Origin of the sequence: Chryseobacterium sp. P1-3 (assembly GCF_000738495.1) — a bacterium.
GTDB lineage: Bacteria > Bacteroidota > Bacteroidia > Flavobacteriales > Weeksellaceae > Chryseobacterium > Chryseobacterium gallinarum.
The window spans coordinates 543,384-561,764 of sequence record NZ_JPEQ01000004.1; the positions used below are offsets into that span (position 1 = coordinate 543,384).

The following is an 18,381-nucleotide window of genomic DNA, read 5'->3' on the forward strand; positions in this document are numbered from 1 at the left end:
AGAGTATTTATTAAGTGTCCAAATTAACTAAATTCACCCTCCTACACATCCACCTCCTCAACCTCCACACTGGCAAATACACAAATACCACAGACAGCACTCCTGCCAATATCCCCACAACAACAGCCATCGCAGTAGCATCCAGCTTATAATCCTTAGAAAAATTATACTGTCCTAAGAAAAGCATCGCTAATACCAGAGAACAGGTAATCACACCATGCAGAATACTCAGCTTGGTCATTAACTTTTTAATATTTAACTGTTCATCTACGGTAAACTCAATAGCGCCTTGTCCGGCGGCATCGGTTACTCTTTTGATGATGTCTATGGTGAGGACAACGGGGAGAAACAGGGCCATGGGTAGGGTAAGGCGGGCCAGATTTTGTTCGCCGGAGAAAAAATGGGTGTAGCCTAATTCTTTGAAGCTGGCATAGGCAATGATGAAATTGAAAAATACATTCGGAAGGACATAGTAAATTGTACGCTTGATGAGAAAGCGTTTAAGGGTGGTTTTTTTGAGCTTTTTGGGCGGCTTCGGCTTAAATTTCAATTTCATGAGGTGGTCATTAGCGCTATGGCTTTCTCTTTTATTTTCGCGGCTTCCGTTTTGGGAAGGAAATCTTCGTTGGACAAAAATATAAAATCCATCTGATGGTTGTAGGTACTCGTCACCAAAGTGTTGGAGTTCAGCCACGGGAAGGCTACCGTAGGGCTGAAAATGGTTTCAATGCTGAAGTTTTTGTACTCGTTCGGGATGTTGATCCTGCCCATATTGGAGAGGGTTACATCATGGCCGCCATTGCTTGATTTAAGCATGGAGATCATCCGGTCTACGATCGGGTGCATCTGTTCACCCATCCACAGCAGTTCGCGGGCTTCCATTTTTCCTATTTTCTGAACAAGGTCTTCTTTAATCTGCTTGGCATTGTTCAACAGATCGGAGCTTCCTTTTTTAATAGCAAGGTCCACCGTTGGGGCAAAGGCAAATAAATGATCCTCTTTAATCTCCGGAATAAAATGGCGAACATCTACCGGGCTGATGACTTTCCCTTTGGCTTCTTTCCCTTTTACTTCCCGGAATGCCTGCATGAAGGCAGAACAAAGCAAAGCATGTACGGAAATGCCATTGGCTTTACATCTTTCAGTGATTTGAGTCGTAGTTGCCGGATCCAGTTTTTGGTGAAGAACATAGTCTTTTCCAAGGTTTCTCTTCTTACTTTTTTGTTGCAGCATAAAGAAGAACCTGGCAAAGGTCAGATAAAGTCTGGCTTTGAATTTTTTACTTTTGACATTAAAGTGGGAAGGAAGAAATTCATCCACAGAAGAGAAAGGCTCATAAGGTTCCAATTCCAAAGAAGGATTATCCAAAAGCTGAAGAAGTTCCTTCATTAAGGTCACTCCGGTGGTTCCGTCTGAAATGCAATGAGGGATGGCCCAAAAGACTTCAGAAACATTCTGTCCTCTTACCCATACTACACGGGCAAGCGGTGTTTTCTCTTCCTCAAACAAGATTTTCCATTCTTTCTGAGACTCGGTAAGCCAGTCTTCATCTGTTTTTCTTTCTACAATGCGGAGTGGGATAGGAGCGATGTCTTTTTCTTCTATAAAAAAGGGGTATTTCTCACTTTTAGAGTCTATAACCACTCTTAATAGCGCATGTTTCTGCTGGATTTTTTCCAGAGCAGTTTTAAAATTCTGCTCCGGAATTTCTCCTTTTATTTTCGCTGCAAATACGCAGTTTACAGGGGTTTCGGGATCTACATACATGATCCTTTCCACCATCATTAGTTTTCTTTTGATCATGATACGGCGATATATTCCAGTTGCAGCTTAATAATCTTCATGATTTCATCACGGATGGCCAGGGCATCGGTATACGGCAAATAGCCTTCACTTCCTACAAATGAAAAATCCATTTTCCCACGGTAGGTAGAAACGACCAGTGTAGTGGTATTTCCCAGCGGACCAATCACAGACGGACTGAAAATAGTATCTACCGAGAATTCTTTATACTCATGAGGAATCTGAATGCGTCCTAGGTTGGAAAACATACAGTCATTAGATGATTTTCCGTTCTTTAAAAGTTTGGTGAAATTATTCAGCGCATCATGGCCGGATTCCATCACCATCATGGTAATATAAGGGTCAAGCTTAGAAGTTTTACGTTCTACAGAAGCCTGTATCGCATGTAAATTCTCTATAAAGCTCAGCTTTTCATTGGCAGAAACTACGATCATCAATCCAAAAGCAAAAATATGATCGTTTTTGATCTGGGTAGCAAAACGTCTGATGTCTACAGGGCAGGACACTTTATTGAAAGCTCCGGCTCCTTTTACTTTTTTGAAAGCCTGAAGTAAAGCAGCACTTAAAAACGTATTCACGGTAGCGCCATTGGCTTTGCAATAGGAAATCAGTTGCCGGCTTACGGTTTCATCTACTTTCCAATTGATTAAATAGTCATTTTGACGGTCAATAGATTTTTTACCGGTAGGAATAACCTTAATGGCTGTAGCCGCTAATCTTCCGATGAATTTGGCTTTTAATTTTTTCTTCCGGCTGTTTAAAATATTAGCAGGAACTACATCCTGAATACCTAAAATTGGTTTTTCTACCCCAATGTCAGCCTTTGGATCATCCAATACTTTTAAAAACTCATAAAGGAAAGCCATTGCAGAACCACCATCACATAAACAATGGTGGAACGCAAAAAGCATGTCAGAAACGTCTTCCCCCTTGATCCAGACAAACCGGATAAGAGGTGATTTTTTAGGATCGAATAAGGTATTCCATTCCCTTCTGGATTCTTCCTGCCACTGATCTTCTCCTTGTCTGGCAATAATTCGCACCGGAATGGAGATCGGGTTTTCAGGAACATCAAACCAGGGGATATTTTGATCATCGTGAGCAATAAGCGCTCTTAACCACGGATGTTTTTGCTGGATCTGAGCCAAAGCCTGCTGGATATCCTTCAAAGTAAAGGTACCCCTGAGCCTGAAAGGGATCACCGCATTGAACGGTTCTGTTCCGTCTCCCAGTAACATTCGCTCACCAAATAATAATCTTCTTTTAATAGGTTGGTTCATAGGCTATACAGACGCTAATGTGGAATGTTCCTGTACAAAGTTTTCCAGTAATTCTACCGCTTTATCATTACCTCCGGCAAGATTGAACGTGTTTTGAACTTCCTTCGCGGCAGCTCTGTATTTAGGATTTTCCAGTAATTCAAAAACGGTTTCACGAAGCGCTTCTACACGCAGTCTCTTGTATCGGATGCTGATTCCACAGCCTGCCTGCTCAATTAATTTCGCAATATGGAAATGGTCATAAGCAATAGGTGTGATCAACATCGGTAATCCGTTACGGAAGGTATCATTCACCGTATTGAAACCACCGTGGCAGATCACCATATCCATTCTCTGCATCACTGCTGATTGAGGTACGAAGCTGTTCACAATAAAGTTCTCCGGCCATTCTTCAAAGATTTCCGGTGGAGTAGCGGCAACAATGGTAACCGGCTGGTCTTTAAATGCTGCGATGATCTTTTCGAAGAAAGCTTTTCTGATGTCTACCAACAAAGTTCCCAATGATACGAAGATCTTTGGTGTGGTAGAAGCATTTAATTTATCCCAGTCAAACGGAGCATCGTTGGGACGGCCTTTTACCGGGCCCACAAATTTCATGTGCGATGGTACGGTATCAAAACCTGCAAAAGCCTGTGAAGTAAAGACCATATTCAGTTTATGGGAATGGATGTAAATCCCTTCCTCATAAATACCTACTTCTTTTTGTAGATCTTTGATCAGGTTTTGCTGCCATTCCCAGATTTTAGGAGCACTTTTTTCAGTATCTCCCATTACATCCGGTGGAACAGGCGTTGTGGTTACACAAGGAATATTATGTTTATGAGCGAAAAGGGCACCTCCGAAAGTAATACAGTCATTCACGATCACATCGGGCATCCAGCTTTCTGTTAATCGCGTTAATCCCGGCATCATCATTTTAGCAAAAGGAACATACGTTTCTTCCAGTGCTAACTTCATCACTTCAGGACCTGAACAGGCCGGACCATCATCCTGTCTTTTTAAAATACGGGCGATTTCGTCCTGATAAGGAATAAGATCTTCTTCCGGATAGTAGTAAGAACCACCTTCCGGAATATGTTTGCTGTCTAAAGGGGTAATTCCGAACCATTTTACTTCGTGGCCACGGGCAATCAGACTGGCTCCCACACTTAACGTAGGACTCACATGTCCGAAAAACGGGGGAACAACGAATAAAAATTTAGACGGTTTTTCCGGTTTTGAAGCCTTTGTGATGGCTTCTTCCAATAAATTAGCTGCGGTAGATGCTCCTCCTGCTTCCATAAAAGATTGTCCTACTTTTTGAGCCGCCTCACGGTAGCTTGGGTTATTTAAAATTTGTTGTACTGCTTCTCTCAGGTGATTGGCTTTAAATCTGTTGAAATTAAGTCTTTCCCCTGCTTCCGTACGCACCACACGTCCTGCAACGTGCGACTGGTCATACGCAATCGGAATCACTACTAAAGGAATCCCGTTGGATAAGGTTTCAGAAACGGTATTGTGACCGCCATGGCAAACCACCCCATCAAGATGAGGTAACAGATCCAGTTGCGGAACCTGCTGATACACCATAAAGTTGTCCGGCCACTGCTCGAAAAGCTGCGGATCTGAAACCACGACAACCGTTAAATCTTCGTCTTTAAAAGCATCTACTACCTTTTGGAAGAATGCTTTTTTATGATCGTGATCGAAAGTAGTTCCGATGCTTACTAAAATCTTTTTGTTGGTGGCACTTTTCAATCTGTCCCAATCAAATTCACATGAGATACGACGCTCTGTAAGAACTGGTCCCGTAAATTTATATTGAGAAGGCAGATCCTCCATGTCCCCAAAGAAATACGTTGAAGTTAAAACAAGAGTCAGAAGATCTGAAGTGGCCAGAGAGCGCTCTTCATGAAAACCTAGTTCTTTCTGTAAATCGATGATTTGATTCACTTCCCATTCGTGAACTTTAGGCAGCTCATTCATGATTTTAATGGCAGCCGGAGCGGTAACGGAAGTTGCACAAGGAATTCCTAATGCTTTTGCAGCTACCGGAGCCGCAAATAACTGATGGTCACCGATAATCAAATCGGGTTGGTAGGTCTTTAGTAAAGCCACAATTCCATTATAGCAATGTCTGTTCAGTGGAATAAGAACTTCTTCGTAAAGGAACTTCACGCTGTCGATTCCGTAGACTACTTTTTTGGAAATTATATCGAGATATTGTTCGCTTTCTTTCTTTTCTTCATCGGTCTGATCGTATTGGATCAGTAATAATTTTCCGCCCTCCGGAAGTTTAGCCTCTAAAGTTGGGTCAAGGCTGATCCATGCTACTTCATGCCCTCTTTCCAACAAGGTAGCACCGATGCTTAGGGTAGGATTCACATGTCCTGTTAAGGGGGGAACTATAAATGCAAATTTAGCCATGGTTCTTCGTTAAAATATTAGATAAAAACTGGGCGATCGTCTCTGCAATAAGCTGAGGTTCCTGAATCGGAATGTTGTGATCGCCGGAAATCAATTCAAGTTCGGATGAACCGATTTGAGCCTGCAGCCATTCTCCTGTAGGTCTGCAGTTGGAATCCGCACCGTAAAGCAATAACGTAGAAGCTTTCAGTTGATTGAAATCTGCTTCCCCAAGGAAATGTTTTTCCTTAATCATATCTGCTTTGATGCTGGTTTGATTAAACAGAAACTCATACATACGATGGTTCTTTTCCATTTGTCGTTTGCCCATCTGGACTTTGGTGGTATCTGTAAAATTGGCTACATAATGTTCAAGGAATTCCTTGCTGTATTCATCAATGATGTTACGGGCTTTTTCGTCCTGAGGATCCGGAGCTTCCATCACCACCAGTTGATTAACACGTTCAGGATATGTTAATGCTGTTTTCAAAGCAATAAGACCGCCGAAGCTATAGCCTGCAAGATGTACTTTTTCCAGTTGAAGGTGATCTATTAAACCTATCAGATCGGATGACATGTTGTCAAGGTCGTATCCATCCAAAAAGCGTTCACTCATACCGTGACTTTTCAGATCGTACATCACCACATGGAAATGTTTTGCCAGAATGGGGGCAATATTAAAATAATAAATGGACAGGTTACTGAACATACCGTGGATTAAGACCACGGTTTGTTCGGCTCCTTTATTGAGTTCCTGTATATGAACTTGCCTGTTATTGACAGTGATTATTGGCATTCGTAGATATAATTGATGATCATACTAAGGTCAAGATTAATAAGCTGGTCAAGATCCATAGAAGATAACCAACCTGTAAAGTCGATCTGATCGCCAAAATGCGCCTTGATCTTTTCAGAGAAAGAGACAATCTCGATGCTGTCCATTTCAAGATCTTTGGTGAATGAACTTTCCGGAGTAATATCCATCTCCTCTACAAATTCAGCCCCTATCACTTCAGTAATAAAACCTTTTAATAAAGTAAAAAGTTCTTCGTGGTTCATTTTTAATGTTGCGTTTACAGTGTCCATCCGATAATATAATTTTTATGTTTAACAGTTTTGATTTCAATGTTGTTGATCCACAAGTGATCGTCTTTTATGTGTTCGACTTCGAAGGCTTTTGGATTCCCTTTCAATCCGGTTCCTAAGAACTTTCCGTAGGCTTCCTTCGCTACCCAGAAACGGGTGGTCCATTCTGCCTGGTCTTTTCCTTTTAATAAGGCTAATTCATGGTCTGTAAATACCAGATCATAGAATCCTTCGCTGCGTTCTTCCATGATTTCCATATCGATTCCTACAGATTTGCCGTATCTCGCAATTCCCACAGCATCTTTTCCTTTGTGAGCCAGTGAAATATGGATGTTTTCTGTAAAATCACTGATGAGGTAAGGTTTCCCCACTTCATCGGAACGGATCTCAAAGGTGATCGGGAAGCAGGCATGATTTTTTTCCTTGCGGAGAAGATTTCTCACGGCATCTTTCACCGCAACACGGCTTACCATCCAGTTTTTCTTCTTGTTGGGTAGCAGTTGCTGGTGATGCTGTTTTTCTGTCTGGTTGAAATATCTTTTCAGGATAAAATCCCATGAAGCCACTCTGGTATACGCCTGGTGGAAGAAAAATACTTCAGGAGCAATCTCTTCAGAAAGACGGTTATGCAGTGGCGACATGGAAACATTCCATAAAGCGGCATCAATTTCCAGTCTTCTGTTCTGCCAGCCTGTGATGGCGCACCATACTTGTCCGTCTCTTTTCAGAATGATATCTGCAATGGCAAATTCATCATTAAGCTCAGTCAGCATACAGGTACATTCAAAAATGCCATCCTGATCGTGCATATCTCCAAAGAATTCAATGTCTCTGATCTTCACCGGGAAGGCGATACGGTCTTTCACTAAAGTAAGCTGCAGCCAAAGCCCGAATAACTGTCCGGCATTATCCAATAGAGATCCTTTTCCACCATTTCCTTTGATTTTTCCAACGATTCCTTTGGTTCCAACCGCTGAAACTTCAGTAATTCCCTGGTATTTTTCTCCATGGAACATGTGGGCGTCATAGATTTCTTCAGGGGTTCTTTCAATCGGTAAAAGATCACCAATGGAAAGGTTGAATGTTGGAGTAGGAACAGCTGAAGATTTTAAGATCACTTCAGCATTGGCGAAGTTTTCAATATCCAGATACGCATGATTTTCACCGCGCCATTGCCCTTTCACGGTTTTCTCAAAAGGCTGGGCAACGTTCATCCATTGGAATACACTTACATTCATGATTTTATGAACCTGTGTTCCCGGGATTTCTGCTTCTGCAATTTCTGCAAGCTGCTCAAAGATCATGGTCATCGGGATTACCGGTTCCATATCCGCTACATGAGTCCATCCTTTTGGCTGTCTCAATAAGCTGTGGTCAATCAGGTATGGATGACTTTCAAGCGTAACATACAGATCTTTTGAGAAGGTTGTACTTCTCGGCGCTTGTGGAGCGGCATATTGTGCTACAGGAGCAACCTGAGCAGGACGTGGTATCGTAATTTCCGGACGGTTCTGGAATAAAGTAAGAACTTCTTCCTGCATACGGATCATATCGTTAACATTATCCTGGAATGCCTGTACGAGCGGATGACCACTTTTCGCAGTCATGGCTGAAGCCGAAGCAGTATATTGTTTTGGTGTTTCAAAGGCTTGAGCTAAAGCTTTTACTTCTTTAAAGTTTCGGATAATAGGGGAGCCTAATTCCAGTTTAATGCCTTTTCCTGATACTTTTTTTGATTGCTGCTGAACTTCTAAGAAATCAAGAGCAACGGTTTTCCCTTCTACAAATAATGAAGCGACAACACGTTGTAACTGTGCTAATGCAGAACGGGTAGGAACACTGGAAGGAATGGTGCTGAATGCTTTTCCTTTTAACGTATCATCAATAAATCCGATAAGTCCGCCGGTACCTACCTGGATGAATACTCTGGCACCTTCTTCATATAATTTATCTGTCAGTTCACGGAAACGAACAGGCTCTACCAAATGCTCTGCACTCAGTTTTCTGATCGCTGCCTGATCTGCCGGATAAGGTTCTAAAGTCGTAGCAGACCATAACGGAATTTTTGTTTTCTGGAACTGTGCTTTTTCCATTCCGGCAAGGATCACATCCAGTTTATCTGCGATAAAAGGAGAGTGAAATCCGGATTGAAACGGCAGTAACTGATGGAAAATCTGTTTTGATTTTAGCAACGGAATCAATTCATCCAATGCCGCATTGCTACCGCAAAGAATGACCTGATTAGGACAATTGTCATTAGAAATATACAGGTCTGAAATTTCTGAAATAAAAGGCTGTACCACATCAATTCCGGCACCGATGGCAATGAATTTGGAATCTTTTAATTCAAAAGTTTCCGGATTCAGCACATCGATTAGCGCTTTTACAGAATTGGCTTCTGCCAGCTCTGAGGAATATCCTGCCAACCATTCTCCTAAACTGTGTCCTGCATTCATATCCGGGATGATGCCCAGTTTTTTCAATGAATTGTCAAGGATACTGCAGTTGTTGAAGATGTTTAAAGCATCGGTTAAAAGCCCTTCACCTTCGGTTTCTATAGGTGCTGCTAATCCGAAATAGCGGCTTACACTTTCCACTTCACCTTTTGCGAGTCCATCCAAACCAGGGAATACAAAGGCTACTTTCCCGCCATCTTTTAATAATGGGGTAGAAGTGTACCAGATGTCCTGCTTGTTTTTCCAGATCAGGTTTTTAGAAACAATTTTAAGGGCTTTTTCTATTCTTGCAGGCGTAGGATCGAATATGGCTACTCTGAAATCTCCTTCTCCTAAAGTGGTATCATTATTTTGTAATGCAGAAACCAATTCTTCATGCGTAGGTCTGGCCAATAGCAATACCTTGTCTTTTTTAGGCATATCATAGCCTTCAAGAACAACATGAGCATTGATTCCTCCAAATCCGAAGGCATTAACGGCTGCTACTTTTGGAAGTCCAGTTTTTGACCAGTTTTTGGCTTCCTGTACCGGTTCAAATCTTGTATTCTGCATTTCCGCAGTAGGATTCTCACAGTACAATGTTGGTGGTAAGGTATCATGGTATAAAGCAAGACAGGTTTTAATCAATCCTGCGATTCCTGCAGCCGGCATGGCATGCCCGATATTAGATTTTACAGAACCGATTCCAGCCACTGGAGCTGCTTCTTCTTTTCCAAAGAACTGAGCTAAGGTCTGAAGTTCTGTTTTATCTCCAAGCGGAGTTCCTGTACCATGGGCTTCAAGATACCCTACTTTATTTTTATCCAGATCAGCATTGATCCAGGCTTGTTCTAAAGCTTTCAGCTGACCTTTTACGGATGGACTCATTACACTGGTTCCGTTACCGTCACTACTTACGCCCACTCCTTTAATCACAGCATAGATTTTATCCTGATCGCGAACAGCGTCTTCCAATCGCTTTAACACGACGAAACCACATCCTTCGCCAATCAGTAATCCATCAGCATCCCTACTGAAGGGCTTGATCTGCTGTTGACGGGACATGGCTCCCAATTGAGCAAAAATACTCCAGAACGCAGCATTTTGTCCGGTGTGAACACCTCCGGCGATCATCATATCGGAACGTCCTCTCTGAAGTTCCTGTACAGCGTGATCTACAGCGATTAAAGCACTGGCACAAGCAGCATCCACGGTAAAAGCAACGCCTCCAAGGTCAAAACGGTTGGCTACCAATGACGCTACCAGATTGGGAATTAATCCCATGGCAGTATCAGCTGCGAAACGTCCTTTGCGTTCCTGGAAAGCATGTTTTACTTTTTCAATATCAGCAGAAGATACCTGAGGCAGCAATTCCTGCAATAAGGAGGAAATCTGTTCTCCGGTTCTTACAATTTCAATGGCACGGGTAGCTCCCGGCCCGGTATAGTTTCCTTTCCCGATGACAATTCCGGTCTTTTCAAGGGAAGTATTCTTTTGAAATACTCCGGCATCTTCCAAAGCTTTCTGAACTAAATCAAGGGTCAGTAAATGATCAGGTTCTGTTCCTTCCACCGCTAGGGGTAAAATCCCAAAAGTGGTAGGATTAAACTCATAATCAGGAATAAACCCGCCCCGTTTGCAATAGAAACGATCGACAGGGTTGGTGGCGTCACTAAAATGCACCGGATCTATCCTATCTGCCGGAGCGGATTGGGTAGAGTCTACTTTATTGACAATATTCTGCCAGAAAGTATGGGCATCCTGCGCCCCGGGAAAGACGCAGGATAGTCCAACTACAGCAACATCTGTTTTTTTCATGTTTAGTGTATACAGAGGGTTACCAATTATTTCCTGACATGATAAGCACCTGGCTTTCAGTTCCGTATTTTATTTCGTTAAGGAAGATTTCTTTTCCTTCATCCAATGGGATCATGGAAATTCCTCTGCGTTCGTATTCAGATTCAAGGGTGGAAGAAACCATTCCGGCACCTTTCCAAGGTCCCCAGTTGATAGAGATTACTTTTCCTTGCAGTCTTTTATTCAGAGCGTTAGCGTAATCATCCAGTACACTGTTGGCCGCCGCATAATCTGTCTGGCCTTTGTTACCATATACGGATGCGATACTTGAGAATAAAACAACGAACTGGCAGTCTGTGCGAAGTTGTTCAGCCAATACACGAAGTGGTTTTACTTTGGTATCGAATACACGTCCGAAAGAAGAAGTTGTCTTTTGTTTGAATAATTTATCTTCCAAAAGACCTGCTCCGTGGATCACTCCATCTAAACGGTTGTATTTTTCGTAAATACTGCTGATTAAATTACTTAATCCTTCTTCGTCACAAAGGTCTAGAGATTGATAAATAATAGTGTTTCCAAGCGCTTCCATATCACGGATTGTGCGTAGGATCTGGTTGTTTTTGAAAATTTTCGTGGTTTCTTTTTCGATTTCAGCTGGAGAGGTGAATTTTCCGGACTTAATCAAATAAGCTCTGATTTCTTCCTTAGTCTTCATTCCTTCAAATTCTTTAGCAGAAGCTTCATTTCTTGGATCTGCTGATCTTCCTACCAAAATATAAGTACATGGATACGCCTGAGACATATGTTTCACCAATTCTGCTGTGATTCCCTGTGCTCCGCCTAATACCAGTACTACTGATTTCTGATCTAACTGAATGTGAGCTTCGTTTAAACTCGTTGACAATGGAGAAGGGATGATATCGACCTTATGTCTTTGCTCGTTTTTTATAGATTACCTCAGCAGGTTTATCGTTTGTTAAGATTTCCTTTAAAGTAATATCAGCGATCTGATCTACTTCCTGAGGAGTGCTTAAGCTGATGAATCTGCAAGTAGTATGATCGAATTCTCTTGCTAAGCTTTTGAAAAGTCCAGGATAACCTTGGTGATGACGCAATACACTTACATCATTGATTTCCTGGATATGAGCTGCAATATCAGAGATTAAATACACCCATTTTGCTTTATCAAAATCAAGTTTTTTAATTAAATCAACATGATCGATGATGCTTGGTTTATCGGTTGCTGAGAACAGGTCTAACATAATTAATCCATCAACATGTGAAAGATCTTTGTCTGCATCTACCAATTCTACTATAGCTCCGTGTTTTTCCAGTTCAGCTTTAATGGCTGAGGTTTGTTGAGTGTCATCCTGAGTGATGGCAAACTGTTTCCCCTGAAGGATTTCTGTATTTTGTACAGAAGAAGCATCTGTAGGCGTGATGTCAAAACGCAGACGTGATAATACATTATTGGTTGCTTCAGGGGTATTAACTTCCTTTGCTTCATTTTTTGTTTCGTTGGTGTCACCGCTCATTTCACTGATCCAGCTTGCCAATCCGCGAAGGGTTTTAATGGCTGCCAGTTTTTCCATTACATCATCAGCCTGTTCAAGGTTTTCACCGAAACCGATCTTGTTTTTAAGATCAGCAATGATTTCCATACGCTTGATAGAATCGATGCTAAGGTCTGCTTCCAAATCTAAATCTAATCCTAACATTTCTTTTGGATACCCTGTTTTTTCGCTTACGATATTCAGGATAGCATTTTGAAGGTCTTCCAGTGATAAAGCAGATTTTGCTTGTGGTTTTGAAGAGACCTCAGGTGCAGTTCCGTTTTTTTCAGGAGTTGCTGCAGCTGTATCTGCTCCTGAGAATTCAGTAAGCCATGATACTAATCCGCTTAGAGTTTTGATGGCTGCCAATTGCTCCATCACCATATCTTCATTGGTATTTCCGTTGGCTAATGTTCCTAATTCGCTGCGAAGCGTTCCGATGATTTCCACTCTTTTGATAGAGTCGATACTTAAGTCTGCTTCAAGATCCATTTCCATACCCAGCATTTCCTGCGGATATCCTGTTTTATCACTTACAACCTGTAGTAATAATGCTTTGATATCTTTTGTTGGAGCAGTTTTTACAGCAACAGCAGTAGCAGCCACAGCAACGGTTCTTTCCTGTTGAACTGCTTGTACAGGAATTGTACGTTCAGGAGCAGGAGCCGGCATTGGAGTATTGTAAACAGGCATTGGATTCACCTGAGGATTCTGTCCCATAAAGGAAAGCATCACATCACGTTGTGCCTGTATCATTAATTTCATGCTGTTTAAATATTCCTGCAGCATACGTTCTGCCGTAGATAGGCTTTCCGGTGCAGGAGCTTGCGTATTATGAGTAGTAAAATTGTTCATGGGAATAGGGTTTATGATAGGGAGTGCACCATTAGCAGGCAATGAACCTGTTGTCGGATGTGCAGCTTGTCCGTTAACACGCCAGATGGCTGGGCTTTTCTTATACAGTTCAGGCTGATTGATATCCACAAGCTGAACGAAACGGCCATCGAAAAGTTTCTCAATATTGAAGCTTCGGCCTGTTCCTAAATACTGTGCTAACATGCACAATAAATGAGTGAACTTATTACGGCTGCTGTCTTCAACATATAAAGTCAACTGGTCTTTTTCAAGACATGATTTTGCCAATCCTGTAAGGACTTTTCCAGGTCCTACCTCGATGAAGATTCTTGCTCCGTCGTTATACATCGCCTGCATCTGTTCTACGAATCTTACAGGCTGTACCAAATGGTCAGTCAGTCTTTCTTTAATGTCTGCAGGATTCGAAGGATATACATCTGCCGTTGTATTAGACCATACAGGGATCTGCATTTCCTGGAAAGGAACGTCTTTTAATACATCAGCATATAATTCTTTTGATTTTGCCAATAACGGGCTGTGGAATGCACAGGCAACTTCCAGTTTTTTAGCAGAAATACCTTCCTGTTTAAGCACTTCCAATAGTTTATTAATCGCTGGTGTACTTCCTGCAATAACACATTGAGTAGGGGCATTGAAATTAACCGGATAGCATCCTTCCACTTTAGCAATAATCGGTTGTAAACGTTCGTGAGTAGCACTTGCTGCTAACATCGAACCCGGATCTCCGCCTTCTACTGAATTTAGGATAGATTGTGCCCTCTGGATACTTAAATCAACCAATTGATCTTCTGGAAATACACCTGAGAAACATAAAGCCGGTAATTCACCATAGCTGTGACCTGTCAGCATATCAGGAATAATTCCCAATGATTCTAAGAATTTGGCTAATGCAAGATCAACAATTCCTAAAAGAGGTTGTGCTAAACGGGTATCTTTAATGGTTTCTTTTTGTTGCTTTAAATCTGCTTCATTGAAGGTTGTAGAAGGGAAAACAACTTTTTCAAGCTCAGGATAATTGTCGATAATCTTACGCATAGCCGGGAAGACTACGAACAGATCGCGGGCCATATTGATTCTCTGGCTTCCCTGTCCTGGGAACGTAAAGGCTACTTTTCCTTCTTTTTTACTGACAGTGAAAGTATCTTTAGTTTCTATTCCTAATAATACCAACTCAATCTTCATCATCAGATCTACAGCAGTATCAGCTACGATACTGAACTGGATTGGTTTCTCTGAAACAATACTTAAACTGTAAGCAATATCTTTTAATGGAATCTCATCATTGATTTCCAATAATGTTTTGATCTGGCTTGATTGTCCTTTTGCTTCTTCATAAGTATCCCCTCGGAATACAAATAGTTCTGAAGGCCAGGATTGCATCGCAATAGAATCATCTTTTTTCGGATGGTTGGCAATGACGGTGTGGAAGTTGGTTCCTCCAAATCCGAAAGCACTGATCCCCGCATATCTGTTTTTTTCCGTCCATAATCCTGTTTCAGCGTGGAAAGAGAATGGACTTGTCTGTGCATTATAATAAGCGTTTGGTTGTTTAAGGTGAAGGGTAGGAGGTTTCACCCCATGGTAAACGGCAAGAGAAGCTTTGATTAAGCCTGCTAATCCTGCAGCACACTTGGTATGTCCGATCTGGGTTTTCACAGAACCTAAATGAGTCTGTCCCGGTAAAGCCCCTGAACGGCTGAATAAGTTAGTCAAAGCACTTAATTCTGTTCTGTCTCCAACAACAGTTCCGGTACCGTGAGCCTCTACCAGTCCTACGGCAGCCGGACTGATTCCCGCCTGGGTATAAGCGCGTTCAAGGGCTCTTACCTGGCCTACTTTTCTAGGGGCTGTTAGTCCAAGAGCTTTACCGTCACTGGATCCGCCAACACCTTTGATGACAGAGTAAATACGGTCGCCATCGTTGACGGCATCTTCATATCTTTTCAAAACAAGGATGGCGATTCCTTCTCCAAGGGCAATTCCGTCTGCTTCACTGTCAAATGTGGCACATCTTCCTTTTCTGGAAAGGGCATGAGTACTGGAGAACATCAGGTAATCGTTGATTCCGTTATGTAAATCCGCACCTCCGGCAAGAACCATATCAGATTTTCCTAATACAAGTTCCTGACAAGCCAAATCCAGTGCTGCCAAAGAAGAAGCACACGCTGCATCTACCGTAAAGTTTCTACCGCCTAAATCAAGACGGTTCGTAATCCTACCTGCGATCACATTGGCCAGAATACCCGGGAAAGAATCCTCTGTGGTATGGGGGAAGGCTTCTTTTACTTCTTCGTGAAGTTCTCCGAAGACTTGTTTATAATATCCTCTGAAACTATAGCTGTTGGCAAGGTCATTACCGCCTTCGGCTCCGATAATTACAGAGATGTTTTCTCTATTAATGTGTTTTTCACCATATCCGGCATCTTCCATAGCACGTTTTGCTACCAATAAAGTAAGCAATTGTGTAGGCTCAATAGCAGCAAGAGATTGTGGCGGAATTCCGAATGCAAGCGGATCAAAATCAATTTTCGGGATGAAACCGCCCCATTTGGAGTGAGATACATCCGCTTCATCTGAATCCGGTTTGTAATAAAGGTCTTTATTCCATCTTTCATCCGGAACTTCGGTAACGCTGTCTTTTCCTAAGATGATATTTCTCCAGAATTCATCCAGGTTTTTAGCACCCGGGAAAATACATTCCATTCCTACGATAGCGATATCCAATGGTTTTTCGCTGGATGCAGGTAATCCCGGTAATTCAGCATTCTGAATATATTCGTTGTTATTGATACTAACGTTTTGGTGAAGTTCTTCAAGGGTAAGCACTTTGTTGTGCATGGTGGCAATCTGCCCGATCATGTACATTCCAAGATCCAGCTGATCCTCTTTAGGAATGTTGACCAACTGATCTCCCTGACGTTCGATTCCTTTAGCAGCAATTCTTAAACGGCCTACGTTAAGTTTTTCCAGCTTTTCCCAAACTTCTTTTTTATCTGTTCCGGCTGCTAAAAGCTTAGCTTTCTCAGTATTGAAATGGTTAGCAAAGGCTGTATTTAAACAACGGGTTTCGTGGCCCGGAGCTGTTTCTAATAAAACGGTATCCTTAGCCTGCATCGCCTGTAACTGGAACTCTTCCTGGATGGCACCTGTTTGTACAGCTTCCTTTGTGTACAGATAAGCGGTTCCCATCAATACCCCCACTTTTACGCCTCTGGCAGCTAGTGGAGCGGCCATGATAGAAACGAATGCTGTTGAAAAATCATTATGGATTCCACCCGCGAAAAATACACTGATGTTTTCCGGATGATCTTCTTTTAATATACGTTCAATCTGTTTTTCCCAAAGAACCATGCTGGATAGCGGACCTACGTGCCCACCGCATTCACGGCCTTCAAATATAAAGCTCTTAGCTCCTTCTTTAAGGAAAATGTCTAAAAGGGCAGGAGACGGAACATGTAAGAATGTCTTTATACCTGCTTTTTCAAATATTTTAGCCTGTGCCGGTCTTCCTCCTGCGATTAACACTACAGGTGGCTGGGCTTCAAGGATGTAAGAGGTTTGTTCATCCCTTAATTCCTGAGGGGCAAACCCTAGAATTCCTACTCCCCATGTTTTATTACCTGCAAGTTCTTTGGTTTCCATTACCAGAGACTTTGCAGAATTTCCTTTCAATAAAGATAAGGCAACAAACGGTAAGGCTCCCGCTTCTGCTACTGCATTGGCAAATCCGGGAACATCACTTACGCGGGTCATTGGTCCCTGTGCAATTGGATATTGTAATCCAAGTTCCTGTGCTAATGGATTGTTCTGATCGATCACCTGAAGGGCTTTTGCCTGTTTCAGGTGGCCATGCATGGCTTCTTTCAATCCAAAAGCAAGCCTTTTCAATGTTCTGAACTCTTCATACAGGTCTGTTGCCAGGGAAATATCCTGACCCATTGGAATGTAGCTTTTGCTGATGTCAAGATCTGTAAAATACTGTTGAAGATCTTCAGCGGTAATATCATCCGGTAATGAAGGTGAATTGGGCCTTACCAATACTCTGTGATCGGCAATGATTTTAGTTTCAGTTCCGTTAAGTTTTGAACATAAATCTTTGATGTCCTTTGGAACAGAACTTTCGGGGAATAAGGCCAGTTGGCTGTCCAGTACAACACCTGTTGCTCCCAAAGCTTTTACGGCTGCGGCAGTATGGAGTCCTATTCCCCCCTGTACCCACACCGGAATGCTTTTGATTTCATTGATAATGCGCTGGAACAGTACAAAAGTTGATTCATAGCCGATGTGACCTCCTGCTTCATTTCCTTTGATGATGATTCCTTGAGCTCCTGATTCTTCAGCCTTTTTTGCCTCCTCTAGGCTGGTTACCTGATAAATAATATCCAGATTTAAGTTTTGAGGAACGGTCATTCCGAATGGTAAGATCGCAAATCGTACATTCTCCGGAAGTTGAAGTGCTGAAAGTTTTTCATTAGAAACATAAACACCGTAAGAAGGTAAGTTCGTTTCTCCAAGTTGACTGAGGGCTGCCTGGGCGGTCATTAACTCTTGGCCTAAGCTGAGGACAGGAAATATACCCGCCTGATGCAATTTAGGCATAAGGTTGACATCCGGCTTTTCAAAAGGCGTTAGTCCAATAATGGTTAAGTTTTTCATGGCGTGATATGTTAGTAAAATTTTATAAAATTCATAACCCTTTGAAATAAAGAGCAATGGCTGTTATAAAATCATAAAATTGGTTTTTATTATATTTTTAATTGTAAAGGCTGTTTGTTGATAATTTTTCAACAGTATGTGGTTGGCTCTAAAGTGATTAGAGTTAGGATTGGTGTCCGGCTTTTCAAGAGGCATCAGCCTTATAATGGTCAAGTTTTTCATTGCATTTAGTATTAAAATAATAATATGCGGGTTGTAACAAAAAAAATCAATATAATGAGCATAAAGAGACTTTGTTTGTTACGGGTGAATAAAAATAATAAAATTATAATACATCTTTAACCATAAATGAAATTTTGGTAATAATTTTTTAACAAAAAAATATTGATTATTCAAACTTTATTAAAGTATATAGTTTATTCTCTTATTCATCAGAAATAGGTCGGCACAATCCATGTAACTATAAATATAACTAATTATAGTTAAAGAAATGTTAAGCAAATATAGAAA

9 protein-coding genes are annotated in these 18,381 nt (G+C 41.7%); all 9 read right to left on the reverse strand.

What is annotated here, in order from left to right:
- Nucleotides 1–10: 10 nt before the first annotated feature.
- From HX13_RS05285 to HX13_RS05320, 9 genes are read right to left on the reverse strand one after another with little or no spacing between them, the layout of a single operon-like run.
- On the reverse strand, nt 11–556 hold the full coding sequence (locus tag HX13_RS05285; protein WP_050020202.1) for a hypothetical protein: 546 nt from the start codon (nt 554–556) through the stop codon (nt 11–13).
- The gene (locus HX13_RS05290) at nt 553–1,803 is read right to left on the reverse strand and encodes a condensation domain-containing protein (protein WP_050020203.1); all 1,251 of its coding nucleotides are present in this window, start codon (nt 1,801–1,803) and stop codon (nt 553–555) included. Before HX13_RS05290 ends, HX13_RS05285 begins: the two co-directional genes overlap by 4 nt.
- Entirely contained in the window at nt 1,800–3,083 is a 1,284-nt protein-coding gene (locus HX13_RS05295; protein WP_050020204.1) for a condensation domain-containing protein, read from the reverse strand. The genes HX13_RS05290 and HX13_RS05295 overlap by 4 nt, the downstream gene beginning before the upstream one ends.
- A gap of 3 nt (nt 3,084–3,086) precedes the next feature.
- Nucleotides 3,087–5,489 (reverse strand): glycosyltransferase, encoded by a 2,403-nt coding sequence (locus HX13_RS05300; RefSeq protein ID WP_050020205.1) that lies wholly within the window; start codon nt 5,487–5,489, stop codon nt 3,087–3,089.
- A complete protein-coding gene (locus HX13_RS05305; protein WP_050020206.1) occupies nt 5,482–6,264 on the reverse strand; it encodes an alpha/beta fold hydrolase in 783 nt (260 codons plus the stop codon). The genes HX13_RS05300 and HX13_RS05305 overlap by 8 nt, the downstream gene beginning before the upstream one ends.
- Nucleotides 6,255–6,554: an acyl carrier protein gene (locus tag HX13_RS05310; RefSeq protein ID WP_002977699.1), complete on the reverse strand. Its 300-nt coding sequence runs from the start codon at nt 6,552–6,554 to the stop codon at nt 6,255–6,257. The genes HX13_RS05305 and HX13_RS05310 overlap by 10 nt, the downstream gene beginning before the upstream one ends.
- Entirely contained in the window at nt 6,542–10,807 is a 4,266-nt protein-coding gene (locus tag HX13_RS05315; protein ID WP_050020207.1) for a type I polyketide synthase, read from the reverse strand. The genes HX13_RS05310 and HX13_RS05315 overlap by 13 nt, the downstream gene beginning before the upstream one ends.
- Nucleotides 10,808–10,826: 19 nt before the next feature.
- Nucleotides 10,827–11,690 (reverse strand): SDR family NAD(P)-dependent oxidoreductase, encoded by an 864-nt coding sequence (locus HX13_RS23485; RefSeq protein ID WP_238555051.1) that lies wholly within the window; start codon nt 11,688–11,690, stop codon nt 10,827–10,829.
- A 22-nt stretch (nt 11,691–11,712) separates the two neighbouring features.
- The gene (locus HX13_RS05320) at nt 11,713–17,871 is read right to left on the reverse strand and encodes a type I polyketide synthase (protein ID WP_238555052.1); all 6,159 of its coding nucleotides are present in this window, start codon (nt 17,869–17,871) and stop codon (nt 11,713–11,715) included.
- Nucleotides 17,872–18,381: the final 510 nt, after the last annotated feature.